This is a genomic window from Streptomyces sp. HmicA12 (genome assembly GCF_000373565.1).
Lineage (GTDB): Bacteria > Actinomycetota > Actinomycetes > Streptomycetales > Streptomycetaceae > Streptomyces.
Genome location: NZ_KB891806.1, coordinates 31886 through 48403 on the forward strand (window position 1 = coordinate 31886; position 16518 = coordinate 48403).

Annotated in this window: 17 protein-coding genes; 13 read left to right on the forward strand and 4 right to left on the reverse strand. The window is 70.3% G+C overall.

Annotated elements, in window-relative coordinates:
- Nucleotides 1-67 precede the first annotated feature (67 nt).
- From B072_RS0115550 to B072_RS0115570, 5 genes are all read left to right on the forward strand, one after another.
- Complete coding sequence (locus B072_RS0115550) at nucleotides 68-943, forward strand: DUF4429 domain-containing protein (protein ID WP_018530883.1); 876 nt, start codon at nucleotides 68-70, stop codon at nucleotides 941-943.
- Nucleotides 944-1044: 101 nt separating this feature from the next.
- Entirely contained in the window at nucleotides 1045-2430 is a 1386-nt protein-coding gene (locus B072_RS0115555; RefSeq protein WP_018530884.1) for a sensor histidine kinase, read from the forward strand.
- Between the two features lie 15 nt (nucleotides 2431-2445).
- Nucleotides 2446-3120 carry a response regulator gene (locus tag B072_RS0115560; protein WP_018530885.1) on the forward strand — a complete coding sequence of 225 codons (675 nt, stop codon included), beginning with the start codon at nucleotides 2446-2448 and terminating at the stop codon, nucleotides 3118-3120.
- A gap of 250 nt (nucleotides 3121-3370) precedes the next feature.
- Nucleotides 3371-4501, forward strand: coding sequence for an alpha/beta hydrolase (locus B072_RS0115565; protein ID WP_018530886.1), 1131 nt, complete (start codon nucleotides 3371-3373; stop codon nucleotides 4499-4501).
- Nucleotides 4498-5727 (forward strand): acyltransferase family protein, encoded by a 1230-nt coding sequence (locus B072_RS0115570; protein ID WP_026245871.1) that lies wholly within the window; start codon nucleotides 4498-4500, stop codon nucleotides 5725-5727. Before B072_RS0115565 ends, B072_RS0115570 begins: the two co-directional genes overlap by 4 nt.
- Nucleotides 5728-5835: 108 nt before the next feature.
- On the opposite strand, the gene B072_RS0115575 is transcribed toward B072_RS0115570, so the two are convergent.
- Together B072_RS0115575 and B072_RS0115580 are read right to left on the reverse strand one after the other, a co-directional pair.
- Nucleotides 5836-6882, reverse strand: coding sequence for an aldo/keto reductase (locus tag B072_RS0115575; protein WP_051127197.1), 1047 nt, complete (start codon nucleotides 6880-6882; stop codon nucleotides 5836-5838).
- A 5-nt stretch (nucleotides 6883-6887) separates the two neighbouring features.
- Entirely contained in the window at nucleotides 6888-7355 is a 468-nt protein-coding gene (locus B072_RS0115580; RefSeq protein WP_018530889.1) for a MerR family transcriptional regulator, read from the reverse strand.
- A gap of 96 nt (nucleotides 7356-7451) precedes the next feature.
- On the opposite strand from B072_RS0115580, the gene B072_RS0115585 reads away from it, so the two are divergent.
- Nucleotides 7452-7919, forward strand: a complete 468-nt coding sequence (locus B072_RS0115585; RefSeq protein WP_026245873.1) for a GNAT family N-acetyltransferase — start codon at nucleotides 7452-7454, stop codon at nucleotides 7917-7919.
- A gap of 116 nt (nucleotides 7920-8035) precedes the next feature.
- Nucleotides 8036-8845 carry a serine hydrolase domain-containing protein gene (locus tag B072_RS0115590; RefSeq protein WP_018530891.1) on the forward strand — a complete coding sequence of 270 codons (810 nt, stop codon included), beginning with the start codon at nucleotides 8036-8038 and terminating at the stop codon, nucleotides 8843-8845.
- Nucleotides 8846-8874: 29 nt separating this feature from the next.
- On the opposite strand, the gene B072_RS0115595 is transcribed toward B072_RS0115590, so the two are convergent.
- Nucleotides 8875-9540: a pirin family protein gene (locus tag B072_RS0115595; RefSeq protein ID WP_018530892.1), complete on the reverse strand. Its 666-nt coding sequence runs from the start codon at nucleotides 9538-9540 to the stop codon at nucleotides 8875-8877.
- A 154-nt stretch (nucleotides 9541-9694) separates the two neighbouring features.
- Between B072_RS0115595 and fasR the strand changes: the two genes are divergently transcribed.
- The 5 genes from fasR to B072_RS0115620 all read left to right on the forward strand — a co-directional run bounded on the left by fasR (nucleotide 9695) and on the right by B072_RS0115620 (nucleotide 14598).
- Entirely contained in the window at nucleotides 9695-10858 is a 1164-nt protein-coding gene (gene fasR / locus B072_RS0115600) for a fatty acid biosynthesis transcriptional regulator FasR (RefSeq protein ID WP_420707542.1), read from the forward strand.
- A gap of 89 nt (nucleotides 10859-10947) precedes the next feature.
- Nucleotides 10948-11862: an ACP S-malonyltransferase gene (locus tag B072_RS0115605; protein ID WP_018530894.1), complete on the forward strand. Its 915-nt coding sequence runs from the start codon at nucleotides 10948-10950 to the stop codon at nucleotides 11860-11862.
- Nucleotides 11863-11880: 18 nt separating this feature from the next.
- A complete protein-coding gene (locus B072_RS0115610; RefSeq protein WP_018530895.1) occupies nucleotides 11881-12912 on the forward strand; it encodes a ketoacyl-ACP synthase III in 1032 nt (343 codons plus the stop codon).
- A 73-nt stretch (nucleotides 12913-12985) separates the two neighbouring features.
- A complete protein-coding gene (locus B072_RS0115615) occupies nucleotides 12986-13234 on the forward strand; it encodes an acyl carrier protein (protein WP_018530896.1) in 249 nt (82 codons plus the stop codon).
- 89 nt (nucleotides 13235-13323) lie between these two features.
- Nucleotides 13324-14598, forward strand: coding sequence for a beta-ketoacyl-[acyl-carrier-protein] synthase family protein (locus tag B072_RS0115620; protein ID WP_018530897.1), 1275 nt, complete (start codon nucleotides 13324-13326; stop codon nucleotides 14596-14598).
- A 160-nt stretch (nucleotides 14599-14758) separates the two neighbouring features.
- On the opposite strand, the gene B072_RS0115625 is transcribed toward B072_RS0115620, so the two are convergent.
- On the reverse strand, nucleotides 14759-15253 hold the full coding sequence (locus tag B072_RS0115625) for a DUF3145 domain-containing protein (RefSeq protein ID WP_026245876.1): 495 nt from the start codon (nucleotides 15251-15253) through the stop codon (nucleotides 14759-14761).
- Nucleotides 15254-15585: 332 nt separating this feature from the next.
- Here B072_RS0115625 and B072_RS0115630 point away from each other — a divergent pair, with 332 nt between their 5' ends.
- Complete coding sequence (locus B072_RS0115630; RefSeq protein ID WP_026245877.1) at nucleotides 15586-16506, forward strand: SGNH/GDSL hydrolase family protein; 921 nt, start codon at nucleotides 15586-15588, stop codon at nucleotides 16504-16506.
- Nucleotides 16507-16518 lie beyond the last annotated feature (12 nt).

The following is a 16518-nucleotide window of genomic DNA, read 5'->3' on the forward strand; positions in this document are numbered from 1 at the left end:
AGAACGGCGAAACAGTGGTCCGACGCAACAGGCGACGGAGGCGCGCGTGCCGCATACGATGAGCCGCATGGGTGACGTACTGGCCGGATTTCATGCCGCCTGGGAGTTCGAGACCGACTCCGTGCGCATCCGCTTCGAACGGGGGATCCGCACGCCGAAGCTCCTTCAGGCGCTCGGCGAACGCCACATCCCGCTGGAAGCGATCGCGGCGGTGACCCTCACTCCCGGGAAGCGCGGGACTGTGGTGCTGCACGCCGTGCCGAGACCGGGCGCGGATCCGCTGATGGACGCCGCGGCCGGGCAGCTCAAGGAGAGCAGCGACCCCTACCGCCTCGTACTGCCCGCCGACCGGGAGACTCTCGCCGAGTACTACGCGGACGAATTGCGCGGTCAGCTCGTCGCCGAGGAGGACCGGCGGACCGAGGGCTATCTGGTGGCGCCGCCCGAGGCCCCCCTCCAGTTCAAGGCGTACGACGGGAAGGCTTCCTTCGACGGCTCCTCGGTCTCCTTCCGCTGGTTCTGGACCGGAGCGTCGTCCGCCAAGTGGAAGGCCGGGGACAAGACGTTCCCGGTCGGCGATCTGAGCGGCGTCGAGTGGCGCTCGCCCGAACTGTTCGAGGGACATCTGCGGCTCCTGCACCGTGACGTGGTCGGGGAACAGCCCGGGCAGGCCGACCAAGATCCGGCCGCGGTCGTCTTCGGACTCGGTTATGGTCCGGTGCACGAGTCGCTGCCGTTCGCCGCCTCGGTGCTGGCCGCCGTCCGCACGACAAGCCCCGCGCCGTCGTCGGGGCAGCTGCCTGCCGGGGCGGTGTCGCCCGGGCGCCGCGACCCGGCGGACATCGCCGACCGGATCCGGCACCTCGGCGAACTGCATCAAGCCGGGCTGGTCACGGACTCGGAGTTCTCTACGAAGAAGGCCGAACTGCTCGCGGAGCTGTGACAGCCAGGCACTGCGCGTGCTGGTGATACCTGAGTACTAAGCGCGGTGAGCACCACGGTATGACGTCATGAGCCAGGACTGTTGCCTACGCTGAACTGGCCATGAGCACTGAACCGAGCTCCCCCGACCAGACGCCCCGCTCCCCGGACGACGACTCCGGGCCGACGGGTTCCCGGCGTGCGCCCGGATGGATGCGCGGCCGCCTGCGCGACACGGGCGACCGGCTGGTGTCGGTTGGTTCGGGGCTCGGGGTCGCCCTGGGCGGCGGCCGGACGGAGCCGTTGTTCTCTCAGGCGCCCAAGCGCTGGATGCGCGCGCTTCCGTATCTGATCGCGCTCGGCTTCACGATCGTCCTGATCCCGGTCACCACCCAGGTGCTGTCGAACGACTACGGGGTGAGCGGCGGCCTCGCGGGCGCGATCGGCGTCGCCCAGGCGGCGCCGCTGCTCCTCGCGGTCACCCGTCCTCTGACCGCCTGGTACATCATGATCGTCGCCGATGTGCTGGGGACGATCCCGCTGTTCCAGGGGGACGCACACCATCCTTCGCCCTGGACTCCCACAGTGGTCGTGGGGTATCTCGTGCTGTGCATCGCCCTGGCGCTGCGCGAGAGCCGTCGCGCTCTCATCGGGATCTGGCTGGTCACCGTCGTCGCCAGCATCGCCGTCGGTCTCTTCCGGGACGAGACGAGCCAGGACACCGGGGTGCTGCTCATCGTCCTGAGCGGTGGAGTGCTGTTGCTGGGCGCCTTGCTGCGTGAGCGCGGCGAGGCCCAGCGCAGACTCGTCGAGCAGGAGACGATCAGCGAGGCCGAGCGGACTCGCCGCACGCTGCTCGAGGAACGGGCGAGGATCGCCCGTGAGTTGCACGATGTCGTCGCCCATCACATGTCGGTGATCACTGTCCAGGCGGACTCCGCTCCGTACCGTCTGCCGGGCCTGACGGGCGAGGTGCGGGGCGAATTCGCGTCCATCGCCGCGGGCGCCCGCGAGTCACTGACCGAGATGCGACGCCTGCTCGCGGTCCTGCGCAGCGAGGAGGCGCAGGGTGACCTGACCCCCCAGCCGGGTCTCGCGCAGCTGCGGCAGCTGGTGGAGGCGACGATACGGGGCGGTGTACCCACGGATCTGTCCTATCCCGAGCTGTCGCTGGTCCGTGAACTGGCCGATGTGTCACCGGCGGTGGACCTGTCGGCCTACCGCATCGTGCAGGAGGCGCTGGCGAATGTGGTGCGGCATGCTCCCGGTGCACGGGCAGAGATCTCGATCGGGCTGGAGGACGACGCGCTTCTGGTGCTCGTGGTCAACGGCCCGGCCCGGGAGCCGGTGTCCCCACTGGAGTCCAGTGGTACGGGACACGGGCTCGTGGGGATGAGCGAGCGCGTACGGTTGGTCGGCGGCACGTTGGACGTGGGCCCGCTGCCCGACGGAGGTTTCCGCGTCGCGGCCCGGCTCCCGCTGACCGAGCCCGACTCCCCCACGGCGTAAAGGAATTCGGCACGCATGACCATCCGCGTGATCATCGTCGACGACCAGAGCATGGTGCGGGCCGGTTTCGCCGCGCTGCTGGCTGCACAGAGCGACATCGACGTCGTGGGCGAGGCCCCGGACGGAAAGCAGGGGGTCGAGGTCAGCCGCTCTACCCATCCCGACGTGGTCCTCATGGATGTGCGGATGCCGGAGATGGACGGGCTTGCCGCGACCCGGGAGCTGCTGGATCCTCCGCCCGGTGTGGTGCACCGGCCCAAGGTCCTGATGCTCACGACATTCGACGTGGACGACTATGTCTATGCCGCGTTGCAGGCGGGCGCTTCCGGCTTCCTGCTGAAAGACGCACCGCCCACCGATCTGATCGCCGCGGTCCGGGTGATCGCGGCGGGCGAGGCGCTGCTCGCGCCGACCGTCACGAAGCGCCTCATCGAGGACTTCGCGAAGACCAGGCCGGCGCGCAAGGACCGCTCGCCGCAGCTCAAGAGCCTGACTCCGCGCGAACTCGAGGTCCTGGAGCTGATCGCTCGGGGCCTGTCCAATCAGGAGATCGCGCAGAAGCTGGTCCTGGCGGAGCAGACCGTGAAGACTCACATCGGTCGCGTGCTGGCCAAGTTGGGGCTGCGCGACCGGGCTCAAGCCGTGATCTTCGCGTACGAGTCGGGCCTCGTCACGCCCGGTCGGCAGTGACTCCCCTCCCGAAGTAGTACGCCTCTTTGTACGAGCGGCCGGTCGGGCCCGCACCGCACCATGACCAACTCCCGAAGTATCAGGCCGTCCTGGCAGCTGAGCGACCGTGCGTCACCGTGACCCCCTACTGCGGTATCCGTCACTGATACCCGGGTATCACCTCCGACTTGGCTCCGTGGTGTGACGTGCCGCCCCCGGCCGGCTCCTTACCTTCCCTTCGTCAAGCCAACAGACGGAGGGGAGACGGGTAATGGGCCTGGGCTCTTGGAAGCGACGCGGTCGGCGCACCGTGGTCGCCGCAGCACTCGCGACGACGGTGATCGCAGGTACCGCGGGGTGGGCGTCGGGGCATGAGCAGCGTCCGCTCACCGGCCCGCCTCCGGGCACCGCGTCGTGGCGCGCCGATGATTCGCTGGGCATCGGGCTTCCTGATCCGGCGACGGACCGCCCGGATCAAGTCGCCTCCTTCTTCGGCAGGTTGAGCGCGGCCGAGCAGCACCAGCTTGCCGTTCGACATCCGTCGGTCGTCGGCAACCTGGACGGTGCGCCGATCGCTCTGCGATACGAGGCGAACGCGATCGCGCTGCGGATCGAGCGGGCGCGTGCCCGCGCTGTCGCGGAGGATGCGACGCGCACCGAGCTGGAGCGGGAGACAGCCCGCACTCGCGTGGAGCGCTGTTCCGAACTGCTCGAGCCCGAACGCCGCATACTCCTCTTCGACCCTCGCGGCCGGGGCCAAATCGCCGAGGTGTACGGCGACTTGGCCAGGTCCCGACACGTCTCGGTGATCGTTCCGGGCTCGGACATCGACCTGGATTCGTTCGATCGGACCAGGGATGTCTACGGGACTCCCGCCGGTATGGCCGAGTCTCTGTACCGGGCGGCGGGTGCGCGCACGGCGGTGGTGGCGTGGGCCGGCTACACCACGCCGGTGGGCCTGGGGCCCGATGCGGCCACGGGGCGGCTGGCCGAGGCGGGAGCGCCCCGACTGGCCCGCTTCGTGCAGGGGCTCACGGCGGCGGGCACGCCGAAGCCGGCCGTGTTCTGCCACAGCTACGGGTCGGTGGTGTGCGGGCTCGCCTCGTCTAGGTTGCTCGCGGCCGATCTGGTGGTGTTCGGCTCCCCCGGTCTGCGCGCGGACAGCGTGGCCGACCTGCACACCCGGGCGCGGGTGTGGGCAGCGCGGGACGACAGCGACTGGATCGCCAAGGTGCCGAACGTCGAGTTGTTCGGCCTGGGGCACGGCGCCGACCCCACCGCCCCCGCCTTCGGTGCCCGTCGGGTACCGGCCGAGCTGGCCGAGGGTCACACCGGCTATTTCGCGCCCGGCACGGACTCGCTGCGCGCCTTCACCGACATTGCGATCGGAGCTTCGTCATGACTCTCGCTTCCCTACGGGCTTCCGCATCCTCGGCCGTTGCCACGATCGACGCCAGGACTCCGGCTCACCGCGACCGGGCGGTGGACGGGCTGAGGGCTCTGGCACTGCTCGCCGTGCCGACCGGCCACTGGCTCCTCGGCGGCTTCACCCTGGACTCGCAGGGCGCCCTCCACAACGCGAGCCCGTTGTCCGCCTTCGGTTTCTTCGCGCCGCTGAGCTGGGTGCTGCAGATGCTCGGCGTCTTCTTTCTCGTCGGTGGATACGCATCGGTTCTTTCCTACCGCCGGGCTCAGGAGCGCGGTACGTCGAGCGCCGCATGGCTGCGGGGCAGACTCGCCCGCCTTGGGCGCCCGGTGCTGGGCGTGACGGCCATATGGGCTGCAGCGATTCCGGTGCTCCACGCTCTCGCGGTGCCCTGGCCGACCCTGCACACCGGATCCACGCTGGTGATACAGCCACTGTGGTTCGTCGGCGTCTACGGGGTGATCACCGCGCTCACGCCCTGGTGCGTACGGGCCGCGCGGCGGCTCGGGGCGTGGGCGGCTGCGCCGCTGCTCGCCTCGGTCGCTGTCGTCGACTTCCTGCGGTACGGACCCTTTGAGTCCACCATGCCGTCGTGGCTGAGTCTGCTGAATCTGCTGCCTGGCTGGATGTTCGCCTACCAACTCGGCATCAGCTGGGGCGAGAAGAGGCTCGGTCGGCGAGGGGCCTGGGTGCTGCTGGTCGGCGGGTCGGCCCTGTTCGCGGCGTTGCTGTTCGCCTTCCACTACCCGGCGTCGATGGTCGGGGTGCCGGGCGAGGCGCGGACGAACTCGCATCCGCCGTCGCTGCTCGTTCTCGCCCTGGCGGCCGCGCAGAGCGGCGCCGCGATATTGCTCCGCGACCGCATCGGCAGGGCGCTCCGCCGGCCCGCGCTGTGGGCGCCGGTCGTGGTCATCAACCTGTCGGCGATGACGATCCTGTGCTGGCATCAGACAGCGATGCTCACGGCGGCGATACCCGCGTCTTTCGCCGGTGCGGTACCAGGGCTCACCACGGCACCGGACACGCTCGGCTGGGTGGTGGCCCGGCTCGTGTGGCTGCCGCTGTTCGCGACGTCGCTCCTCCTGATAGGCCGGTACGCACGGGGCCTCGAATCACCGTGGAAGCGCGCACGTCGGGGCCGTCGGGCACTGGCCGGGGTGCTCGCCGCAGGGTTCGCCGTGTTCGCTCTGGGGCTGGCATGAGGGCCCGGGCAGGCCGTCCCCGCCACGGACGGACGGCCGTGGCGGGGAGGACACGGCGCAGACTCCGTCCGGGGGCGGTGGCCGGTCACCGGGGCATCGGATGCTCGGCTACTCGCGGCCCGCCGACGTGAAGGCCATGTCGGCGTAGCGGTCACCGGACACCTGGGCGGCGATCGGCTCCAGCAGCGCCAGCTCTTCCTCGGTGAGGGCGATGTGGGTCGCCGCGGTGTTCTCCTCGATACGGCTGCGCTTGCGGGTGCCGGGGATCGGAACGACGGCGAGGCCGAACGCCTCGGCCCGGTGCTGCGCCCAGGCCAGAGCGATCTGGCCGAGGGAGGCCCCTCGTGCGTCGGCGATCCGGCGGACCGGTTCGAGGAGGGCCGCGTTGGCGGCGGCGTTGTCCCCCGTGAACCGGGGCTGCTGGCGGCGGAAGTCGTCCTCGGACAACTCCTTGTCGGCACTGACGAAGGCGCCGGTGAGAAAGCCTCGGCCGAGCGGGGAGTAGGGCACGAGCCCGACGCCCAGTTCGGCGGCGGTGGGCACCACCGACCGCTCGATGTCGCGGCTGAACAGGGACCACTCCGACTGGACGGCCGCGATCGGGTGGACGGCCTGTGCGGCACGCAGTTCGTCGGCGGTGACCTCACTGAGGCCGAGGTGCTTGACCTTGCCGGCGGCGACGAGCTCCGCCATGGCACCGACCGTCTCCTCGATCGGCGCCTTCGGGTCGCGGCGGTGCATGTAGTACAGGTCGACCGAGTCGACGCCCAGGCGCTGAAGGCTGGCGTCGATGCAGGTCCGGATGTAGGCGGGGTCGTTGTTGATGACGCGCTTGTAGGGGGCGCTCGGATCGACTCCGATGGCGAACTTGGTAGCCAGGACGATCTCGTCACGATGCGCCTTGACGAAAGGAGCAAGGAACCGCTCGTTCTCACCGGCACCGTACGCGTCGGCGGTGTCGTACAAGGTGACGCCGAGTTCCAGGGCCCGCTCCAGGGTGGCCCGGGCCTCGTCGGCGTCCGTCGGACCGTAGGCCCAGCTCATTCCCATGCAGCCGAGGCCCTGCACGCCCACCACGGGCCCGTTGCTTCCCAACTCAACAGTGGAAATGCGCTGCTGCTTACCCGCCTGCTGCGCGCTGTCCGTGCTGCTCATGCGCTTCACGCCCTCTCCGACGCCGTGCGGGCGCCCGCATAGAAATTGATCTTGTGGTCCAGCACGGCCAGGGTGTCCTGGAGCTCGGCCATCCGATGCAGCACGTCGCGGCGGGTCGATTCGAGGAGTTCCCTGCGCTCGTCGAAGGTCTCCTCGCCCAGGCGCACGAGCTCGGCGTAGCGGACCATGTCGGCCACCGGCATGCCGGTGAGCCGGAGCTTGTTGACGAAGGCGAGCCAGTCCAAGTCGTGGTTGCTGTAGCGACGCTGGCCGGTGTGCGAACGGTCGATGTCCGGCATCAGGCCGATCCGCTCGTACCAGCGCAGGGTGTGCGCGGTCAGTCCGGTGAAGGCCGCGACCTCGCTGATGGTGTAGCGGTCCTGGCCGTCGGGACGCGGATGCACTTCGGGGGCCGCGATACAGGCGTCGACCTTGGCCTGGGTGGGTGCGGGCGTGGTCTCCATCACCGTCATGGGCTCCACGCTAGAACCTTGGAGTGCACTCCAGGCAAGCAGATCGTGCGGAAATCCGGACGACAGCCCGACGGCACCCTCACTACGGTGCCGATCATGACTGTTGTACGCCGTGCGGTCCTTGGGGACGCCGAGGAACTGGTGCGCCTGCGCAAGATCATGCTCGACTCGATGAACCCGAGCGACGACGTCAGCTGGCAGCAGTCGGCGCTCTCATCGCTGCGGACCCATCTCGCCGACCAGGAGGGCGAGTTGACGGCGTTCGTGGTCGACGATCCGAGCGGCTCCGGCGGGCTCGCGGCCTGCGCGGCCGGAGTGATCCAGCGCAGCCTGGGCAGCCCGGGAAACCCTTCCGGCACCTCGGGCCACATCTTCAACGTGTGCACCGATCCGGGCCACCGGCGGCAGGGCTACTCACGTGCCTGCATGGAGGCACTGCTCGCCTGGTACAAGGAGCGCGACGTCCGCCGGGTCGATCTGCACGCGACGGCGGACGGCGAGCCGCTCTACGCCTCCCTCGGCTTCGACCGTAGCGCGGCGCCCTCGATGAGGCTGACGCTCTAGGCGCCCACGCTCTGCCGCCCCGCACCACCGGCACCGGCACCGGCACCGGCACCGGACCCAGCGCCGGGCTCTGGACGCCTCACGGGCGTTCGTGCGGAGGAATTAGGCTCGTAGGCATGCAGAGCCTCGCCTTGATCGAGAACTGGCCGGTCCCGACCGCCGCCGCAGCCGTCGTCCGTGCGGACGGCACGGTGCTCGGGACGCATGGACCCACGGCCCACCGTTTCCCGCTGGCCTCGGTGACCAAGCCGTTGGCGGCCTATGCGGCACTCGTCGCCTACGAGGAGGGGGCGGTCGAGCTCGATGAACCGGCCGGCCCCGAGGGGTCGACGGTGCGGCACCTGCTGGCTCACACCAGCGGGCTCGCCTTCGACGAGCACAGGACGACGTCGGAACCCGGAGCGCGCCGGCTGTACTCGAACGCCGGCTTCGAGGTGCTCGGGGACCACATCGCGAAGGCGACGGACATTCCGTTCGCCGAGTACCTGCGGCAGGCCGTGCTCGAGCCGCTGGGAATGACCGCGACCACCCTGGACGGCTCGCCCGCCAAGGACGGGGTGTCGACGGTGGACGACCTGGTGCGGTTCGCCGCGGAGGTGCAGGCGCCGCGGCTGCTCGACCCGCGCACGGTGGCCGAGGCGATGACCGTGCAGTACCCGGGGACGAAGGGCGTACTGCCGGGGTACGGGCACCAGAACCCGAACGACTGGGGGCTCGGGTTCGAGATCCGGGACCACAAGTCGCCGCACTGGACGGGGAGTTCGTCGTCGCCGCGGACGTTCGGGCACTTCGGCCAGTCCGGGACGTTCCTGTGGGTGGACCCGGATGCCGAGGCGGCCTGCGTGGCGCTGACGGACCGGGCGTTCGGGCCGTGGGCGGCCGAAGTGTGGCCGCCGTTCACCGACGCGGTGCGAGCGGAGATCTGACCGAAGGCCGAGGGCGGCGCGCCCCGGGGTCAGTCGTTCATCTCCCAGATCAACAGGTGCGCCTCCGCGCCGGCCAGCACCTCGAGGCCCGTCTCCCCGGCGATCCGAGCGGCATCACCCGGCGCCAACTCCACGTCCCCGAGCCGCACTTCACCTCGCACCACGTGCAGGTAGACGTACTGCGCGGTCGGCAGCTCGGCCCGTTCGCCCGTCGCCAGGCGCCGTACGTGGAGCATGGCGCCCGCCGCGGGGACGTCGTACGGGGTCGAGTCGGCGATGCCGTGCACCACCTCGTACGCGGGGTCTCCGCCGGGGTCGCGGGGGGCCAGCCACATCTGGATGAAGGTGAGGGGCTCGGTGCCGTCGTTGCGTTCCACGTGACGGACCCCGCCGCCGGAGCTGAGGCGCTGGACGTCGCCGGGGCGCACGACGGAGGTGTGGCCGGCGGAGTCCCGGTGGGTGAGCTCGCCGGTGACGACCCAGGTGATGATCTCGGTGTGACTGTGCGGGTGTTCGTCGAAGCCCGCGCCCGGGACGAGGTGCTCCTCGTTGCAGGCAAGGATCGCGCCGAATCGAAGATTGTCCGGGTCGTAGTGAGGGCCGAAGGAAAACGCGTGGCGGGACTCGATCCCGGCGCCTGGCTCGCCACCGGGATAGCGGTCGCCGGAGCGACGTACATCAATCACGCGCTCCACCGTAGCCGTGGTTTCCGGCCTTCCACCCCCGGCAGGTCGGACCCACCACTCCGCTGAGCCGTCCCGATAAGGCAGTCTTGTCCCCGTGCCCCAATCGGAATCAGCGCAGCCCTCAGCGAATGAACCAGCGGACCGCCACCCGGGCGTCCATGCGATCCCGCACCCGCATTCGGCGACCCTGAAGCGCCTGGAGAAGTCATCCGGGGCGCTCGCGGCGCAGGCGATCACGCGCATGGACGAGACGCTGCCCTGGTACCGGGCCATGCCGCCGGAGAACCGGTCGTGGATCGGTCTGGTGGCGCAGGCGGGTATCGCCGCGTTCACCGAGTGGTTCCGGCACCCCGACGCCCCGCAGGCGATCTCGACGGACGTGTTCGGCACCGCGCCGCGGGAGCTGACGCGGGCGATCACGCTGCGCCAGACCGTGGAGATGGTGCGGACCACGATCGAGGTCATGGAGTCCGCCATCGACGAGGTGGCGGCGCCGGGCGACGAGAGCGTGTTGCGGGAGGCGCTGCTCGTGTACGCGCGGGAGATCGCCTTCGCGACCGCCCAGGTGTACGCACAGGCGGCGGAGGCGCGGGGCGCCTGGGACGCGCGGCTCGAATCGCTGGTCGTCAATGCCGTGCTGTCCGGAGAGGCCGACGAGGGCGCCGTCAGCCGGGCCGCGGCCCTCGGCTGGAACTCCCCCGAGCACGTGTGCGTCGTGCTCGGCACGGCTCCCGACGGGGACAGCGAACTCACCGTCGAGGCGATCCGGCGGGCCTCGCGCCATGCCAAGCTCCAGGTGCTGACCGGTGTGCTCGGTGACCGGCTCGTCGTCATCGCGGGTGGCAGCGACAATCCGCTGGCCGTGGCGAAGTCGCTGATCGGCCCGTTCGCGGCCGGGCCCGTGGTCGCGGGCCCCGTCGTGCCCGATCTGCTCGCCGCCACCCGGTCCGCGCAGGCCGCGGCCGCCGGCCTCAAGGCGTGCGGGGCCTGGCAGGACGCTCCCCGTCCGGTTCTGGCGGACGATCTCCTTCCGGAGCGCGCGATCGCGAGCGACCCTTCCGCGCGGGAGCAGTTGGTGGAGGAGATCTACAGACCACTGGAGGAAGCGGGCTCGGCGCTTCTGGAGACGCTCAGCGTGTATCTGGAGCAGGCGAGCAGCCTCGAAGGCGCGGCACGGATGCTCTTCGTACACCCGAACACCGTCCGCTACCGGCTCCGACGTGTGACCGACGTCACCGGATGGTCGCCATCTGATGTCCGCTCGGCTTTCACCCTGCGCATCGCGCTGATCCTGGGGCGCCTGGCCGACGGAGATCCCCAGTCGTAGGCTTTTGTCGGGGGTCTACAATTCCCCCTTCGGTTCTTCGTCCCTGTCCCCACGGGCGGCCCGACCCGTCCCCAAGAGAGAGTGTGAGAGTGCTCGTACTCGTCGCTCCCGGCCAAGGCGCCCAGACGCCCGGCTTCCTGACTCCCTGGCTCGACCTCCCCGGTGCCGCCGACCGCGTCGCCGCGTGGTCCGACGCCATCGGACTCGACCTTGCCCACTACGGCACGCACGGTGACGCGGACGCGATCCGTGACACCTCCGTCGCCCAGCCGCTGCTGGTCGCGGCCGGGATCCTCTCCGCCTCCGCTCTCGGCGACGTCACGCCGGGCGCTGTCGCGGGGCACAGCGTCGGTGAGATCACCGCGGCCTCCTTCGCGGGTGTGCTCGACGACACCGCCGCTCTGACGCTCGTGCGCAAGCGGGGGCTGGCCATGGCCGAGGCCGCCGCGATCACCGAGACCGGCATGTCGGCGCTGCTCGGCGGCGACCCCGAGATCACCGTGCCGCACCTGGAGAAGCTGGGCCTGACCCCGGCGAACGTGAACGGCTCGGGCCAGATCGTGGCCGCCGGCACGCTCGAGGAGCTGGCCGCGCTCGAGGCCGACAAGCCCGAGGGTGTGCGCCGCGTGGTGCCGCTGAAGGTGGCCGGTGCCTTCCACACCGCGCACATGGCCCCCGCCGTGGCGAAGCTGGAGGAGGCCGCCAAGGAGCTGGCCCCGGCCGACCCCACGGTCACGTACGTCTCGAACAAGGACGGCAGGGCCGTCGCGACCGGCGCCGAGGTCGTCTCCCGACTGGTGGGCCAGGTCGCGAACCCGGTCCGCTGGGACCTGTGCATGGAGACGTTCCAGGAGCTCGGCGTCACCGCGCTCATCGAGGTGTGCCCGGGCGGCACCCTCACCGGCCTCGCCAAGCGCGCCCTGCCCGGCGTCAAGACGCTCGCACTGAAGACCCCCGACGACCTCGACGCAGCCCGCGCCCTGATCGCCGAGCACACGGCCTGAGAAGGAGATCCGAGCAGCATGTCGAAGATCAAGCCCAGTAAGGGTGCCCCGTACGCGCGCATCCTCGGCGTCGGCGGTTACCGGCCGACCCGGGTCGTGCCGAACGAGGTGATCCTCGAGAAGATCGACTCGTCCGACGAGTGGATCCGTTCGCGCTCCGGCATCTCCACCCGGCACTGGGCCGGCGACGAAGAGACCGTGGCCATGATGTCGATCGAGGCGTCCGGCAAGGCCATTGCCGACGCGGGCATCGCGGCCGAGCAGATCGGTGCCGTGGTCGTGTCGACCGTCTCGCACTTCGCGCAGACGCCGGCCATCGCGACGGAGATCGCGGACAAGCTGGGGACGCAGAAGGCCGCCGCGTTCGACATCTCCGCCGGTTGCGCGGGCTTTGGCTACGGCCTGACGCTCGCCAAGGGCATGATCGTCGAGGGCAGCGCCGAGTACGTGCTCGTCATCGGCGTGGAGCGGCTCTCCGACCTGACCGACCTGGAGGACCGCGCGACGGCCTTCCTGTTCGGTGACGGCGCCGGTGCCGTGGTCGTCGGCCCGGCCCAGGAGCCCGCGATCGGCCCGACCGTGTGGGGCTCCGAGGGCGACAAGGCCGGCACCATCAAGCAGACCGTGCCGTGGGACAAGTACCGCGTCGGCGATGTCGAGCACCTGCCCTTGGACTCCGAGGGCAACGTCAAGTTCCCTGCGATCACGCAGGAGGGCCAGGCGGTGTTCCGCTGGGCCGTGTTCGAGATGGCGAAGGTCGCCCAGCAGGCGCTGGACGCGGCCGGGATCACCCCGGACGACCTGGATGTCTTCATTCCCCACCAGGCCAACGAGCGGATCATCGACTCGATGGTGAAGACTCTGAAACTGCCGGAGCACGTCACGGTCGCCCGCGATGTGCGCACCACCGGCAACACCTCGGCCGCCTCGATTCCGCTCGCGATGGAGCGGCTTCTGGCGACCGGTGAGGCGAAGAGCGGCGACACCGCGCTCGTCATCGGCTTCGGGGCGGGTCTCGTGTACGCCGCCACGGTCGTTACCCTCCCCTAGGCATCCCGTCCGGATCACCTGGTTCGGACAGGTACCGCCACACCCTCTGGAAACACACCGAAGGAGCGCCACAATGGCCGCCACTCAGGAAGAGATCGTCGCCGGTCTCGCCGAGATCGTCAACGAGATCGCCGGGATCCCCACCGAGGACGTCCAGCTGGACAAGTCCTTCACCGATGACCTGGACGTCGACTCGCTGTCCATGGTCGAGGTCGTCGTCGCCGCCGAAGAGCGCTTCGACGTCAAGATCCCGGACGACGACGTCAAGAACCTCAAGACCGTCGGCGACGCCACGAAGTACATCCTCGACCACCAGGCCTGAGCCACAAGCCTCAGACCTTAAGGTCAGTCGCTCCGCCACCCGGCGGTGGCGCCGCTGAATCCCTCGCATCCGTTGGAGAAAGAATTCCTGTGAGCCCGACCAATCGCACCGTGGTCGTCACCGGTATCGGCGCAACCTCACCGCTGGGTGGCGACGCGACAACCACCTGGGAGGGCCTGGTCGCCGGACGTTCCGGTGTCAAGCCCCTCGAGCAGGAGTGGGCCGCCGAGCAGGCGGTCCGCATCGCGGCACCGGCCGCCGTGGACCCGAGCGAGGTCATTCCTCGCCCGCAGGCCCGCAAGCTGGACCGCTCCGCTCAGTTCGCGCTGATCGCCGCCAAGGAAGCCTGGGCCGACGCCGGTTTCGCCGGCAAGGCGGGCGACGAGGAGGCCGGTGTCGACCCCGACCGTCTGGGCGCCGTCATCGCGTCCGGCATCGGCGGCGTGACCACGCTCCTCGACCAGTACGACGTGCTGAAGGAGAAGGGCGTCCGCCGCGTCTCCCCGCACACCGTTCCGATGCTGATGCCCAACGGCCCGTCGGCCAACGTGGGCCTTCTCGTGGGCGCCCGTGCCGGTGTGCACACGCCGGTCTCCGCCTGCGCGTCGGGCGCCGAGGCCATCGGCTACGGCATCGAGATGATCCGCTCCGGCCGCGCCGACGTCGTCGTCTGCGGTGGCACCGAGGCGGCCATCCACCCGCTGCCCATCGCCGCGTTCGGCAACATGATGGCGATGTCCAAGAACAACGACGACCCGCAGGGTGCATCCCGCCCCTACGACACCGCACGGGACGGCTTCGTCCTCGGTGAGGGCGCCGGCGTCATCGTCCTGGAGTCCGCCGAGCACGCCGCCGCGCGTGGTGCCCGCGTCTACGCGGAGGCGGTCGGCCAGGGCATCTCCGCCGACAGTCACGACATCGTGCAGCCGGAGCCGGGTGGCCGCGGGATCGCGCACGCCCTGCAGAACCTGCTGGACAGCACCGACCTGGACCCGGCCGAGGTCGTGCACGTGAACGCGCACGCGACGTCGACGCCGGCCGGTGACGTGGCCGAGCTGAAGGCGCTGCGCAAGGTGTTCGGTGACGACACCGACCACATCGCCGTCTCCGCGACCAAGTCGATGACCGGGCACCTGCTCGGTGGCGCCGGTGGCGTCGAGACCGTGGCGTCGGTGCTCGCGCTGTACCACCGCGTCGCTCCCCCGACCATCAACGTGGAGAACCTCGACCCCGAGGCCGAGGCCGCCGCGGACATCGTCCGTGGTGAGGCCCGGAAGCTGCCCGTCGAGGGCCGGATCGCCGCGCTGAACGACTCGTTCGGGTTCGGTGGGCACAACGTCGTCCTGGCCTTCAGGACGGTCTGACGCGCTCTGCCGCTCCGCTGAACTGGAAGTGGGCCCCCTCCGGATGTCCGGGTGGGGCCCACTCTCGTATCGCCTCGGCGGGTGCGGTGTGGTGCCGTTTCGCGGGTGCGGGTCGCGTGTGGCTGATCGCGCAGTTCCCCGCGCCCCTACGGGGCGGCTCTCACACCACCTGGTGCAGCCAGCGGACCGGAGCGCCCTCGCCCGCGTACCGGAAAGGCTCCAGTTCGTCGTCCCAGGGCTTGCCGAGGAGTTTGGCGAGTTCTGATTCCAGGTGGACCTCGCCGGCCTGGGAGCGGGCCAGGGCGGCGCGCAGGCGGTCCTCCGGGACGAGGATGTCGCCGTGGATGCCGGTGACGGCGTGGAAGATGCCGAGTTCGGGCGTGGCGCTGTAGCGCTCGCCCTCGGCGGCCGCGCAGGGTTCGGCCGTCACCTCGAAGCGCAGCAGCTGCCAGCCGCGCAGCGCGGAGGCGAGTTTCGCGGCCGTGCCCGCCTCGCCGCGCCAGGAGAATTCCGATCTCCAGGTGCCCGGGGCAGCGGGCTGCCTGATCCAGTCGAGGCTGACGCGCGCGCCCATCACGCCCGCGACCGCCCATTCGACGTGCGGGCACAGCGCGCGGGGTGCGGAGTGCACGTACAGAACTCCACGTGTCGTCACCGGGACCTCCAGTGTGGGTCGAGGTTCGCCTTCCCCAGCGGCCTCGCGCCCGTGCCGAGCCTTCTTCCCTCCGCCCGGACCGAGAAGCTCCAGACAAAAAGGGACACATCTGACGTGTTGTAATTTAGCGGAACCGGTACAGCGGGGTCTCACTGGGTCGACCGGGGACCCCGGGGCGAGGCTATCGCGCAGCGGTGCAAGGAGTGTGACGTACTGTCGGTCCCGGGACACACAAACGCCGACGTTTCACCCGGCGGGGCGCAACCCAGACCCCTCGTACGGCGTCAGGTTGATCGGTGCCGGGTGACAGTTGGCGATGGAGGGACCACGGGATGCGGAAGCGAAGCCACCGGTCAACCGCCGTTCGGGGCGCTGTGGCCGCGGTGACGGCGGCCGTGCTCGGTGTCGCGGGGCTCACGGCGTGTGACGCCTCCGGTGACAACTCCCCCGGCCCCGCGGGCTCCACGTCCGCCGCGAAGCCGTCGCCGAAGCCCACTCCGACGTGGGACACGAGTCCGCGGTCGGTTGCCGCGGTGGGCGACTCGATCACGCGCGGGTTCGACGCGTGCACGGTGCTGTCCGACTGTCCCGAGGTGTCGTGGGCGACGGGGTCCGACAAGAGCGTCGACAGTCTCGCTGTGCGGCTGCTCGGCAAGAGCCGGGCGCAGACGCACAGTTGGAACCACGCGCGGACCGGGGCGCGGATGGCCGATCTGCCGCGGCAGATGGAGCAGGCGGGGGCCGTGCGGCCGGGCCTGGTGACCGTGATGATCGGGGCCAACGACGCCTGCCGGGGCAACGCCGAGACCATGACGTCCGTCGACGGCTTCCGGGCCGACTTCGAGGAGTCCCTGCGGCAGTTGCGGCGTGAGGCGCCCAAGGCGCAGGTGTACGTGATGAGCATCCCGGACCTGAAGCGGCTGTGGTCCGAGGGGCGGGAGAACCCGCTGGGCAAGCAGGTGTGGAAGCTGGGGATCTGCTCGTCGATGCTGGCGGATCCCGATGACGTGGACGCCGCGGCCACCGCTCGGCGGGACTCCGTGCAGGAGCGGGTGGAGGCGTACAACAAGGTGCTCAAGGACGTGTGCGCCGACGACAAGCGGTGTCGGTACGACGGGGGCGCCGTCTTCGGGTACCGGTTCGGGACGGACCAGTTGAGCCACTGGGACTGGTTCCATCCGAGCAAGAACGGGCAGGCCCGGCTCGCGGAGATCGCGTATCGCGGAGTGACCGCGAAGGAGCCTGTCGGCTGAGGGCCGAGAGGG

Coding starts and splice junctions, on each gene's coding strand:
- B072_RS0115550 (WP_018530883.1), top strand. CDS start 68: ATGGGTGACGTACTGGCCGGATTTCATGCCGCCTGGGAGTTCGAGACC.
- B072_RS0115555 (WP_018530884.1), top strand. CDS start 1,045: ATGAGCACTGAACCGAGCTCCCCCGACCAGACGCCCCGCTCCCCGGAC.
- B072_RS0115560 (WP_018530885.1), top strand. CDS start 2,446: ATGACCATCCGCGTGATCATCGTCGACGACCAGAGCATGGTGCGGGCC.
- B072_RS0115565 (WP_018530886.1), top strand. CDS start 3,371: ATGGGCCTGGGCTCTTGGAAGCGACGCGGTCGGCGCACCGTGGTCGCC.
- B072_RS0115570 (WP_026245871.1), top strand. CDS start 4,498: ATGACTCTCGCTTCCCTACGGGCTTCCGCATCCTCGGCCGTTGCCACG.
- B072_RS0115575 (WP_051127197.1), bottom strand. CDS start 6,882: ATGAGCAGCACGGACAGCGCGCAGCAGGCGGGTAAGCAGCAGCGCATT.
- B072_RS0115580 (WP_018530889.1), bottom strand. CDS start 7,355: ATGACGGTGATGGAGACCACGCCCGCACCCACCCAGGCCAAGGTCGAC.
- B072_RS0115585 (WP_026245873.1), top strand. CDS start 7,452: ATGACTGTTGTACGCCGTGCGGTCCTTGGGGACGCCGAGGAACTGGTG.
- B072_RS0115590 (WP_018530891.1), top strand. CDS start 8,036: ATGCAGAGCCTCGCCTTGATCGAGAACTGGCCGGTCCCGACCGCCGCC.
- B072_RS0115610 (WP_018530895.1), top strand. CDS start 11,881: ATGTCGAAGATCAAGCCCAGTAAGGGTGCCCCGTACGCGCGCATCCTC.
- B072_RS0115615 (WP_018530896.1), top strand. CDS start 12,986: ATGGCCGCCACTCAGGAAGAGATCGTCGCCGGTCTCGCCGAGATCGTC.
- B072_RS0115630 (WP_026245877.1), top strand. CDS start 15,586: ATGCGGAAGCGAAGCCACCGGTCAACCGCCGTTCGGGGCGCTGTGGCC.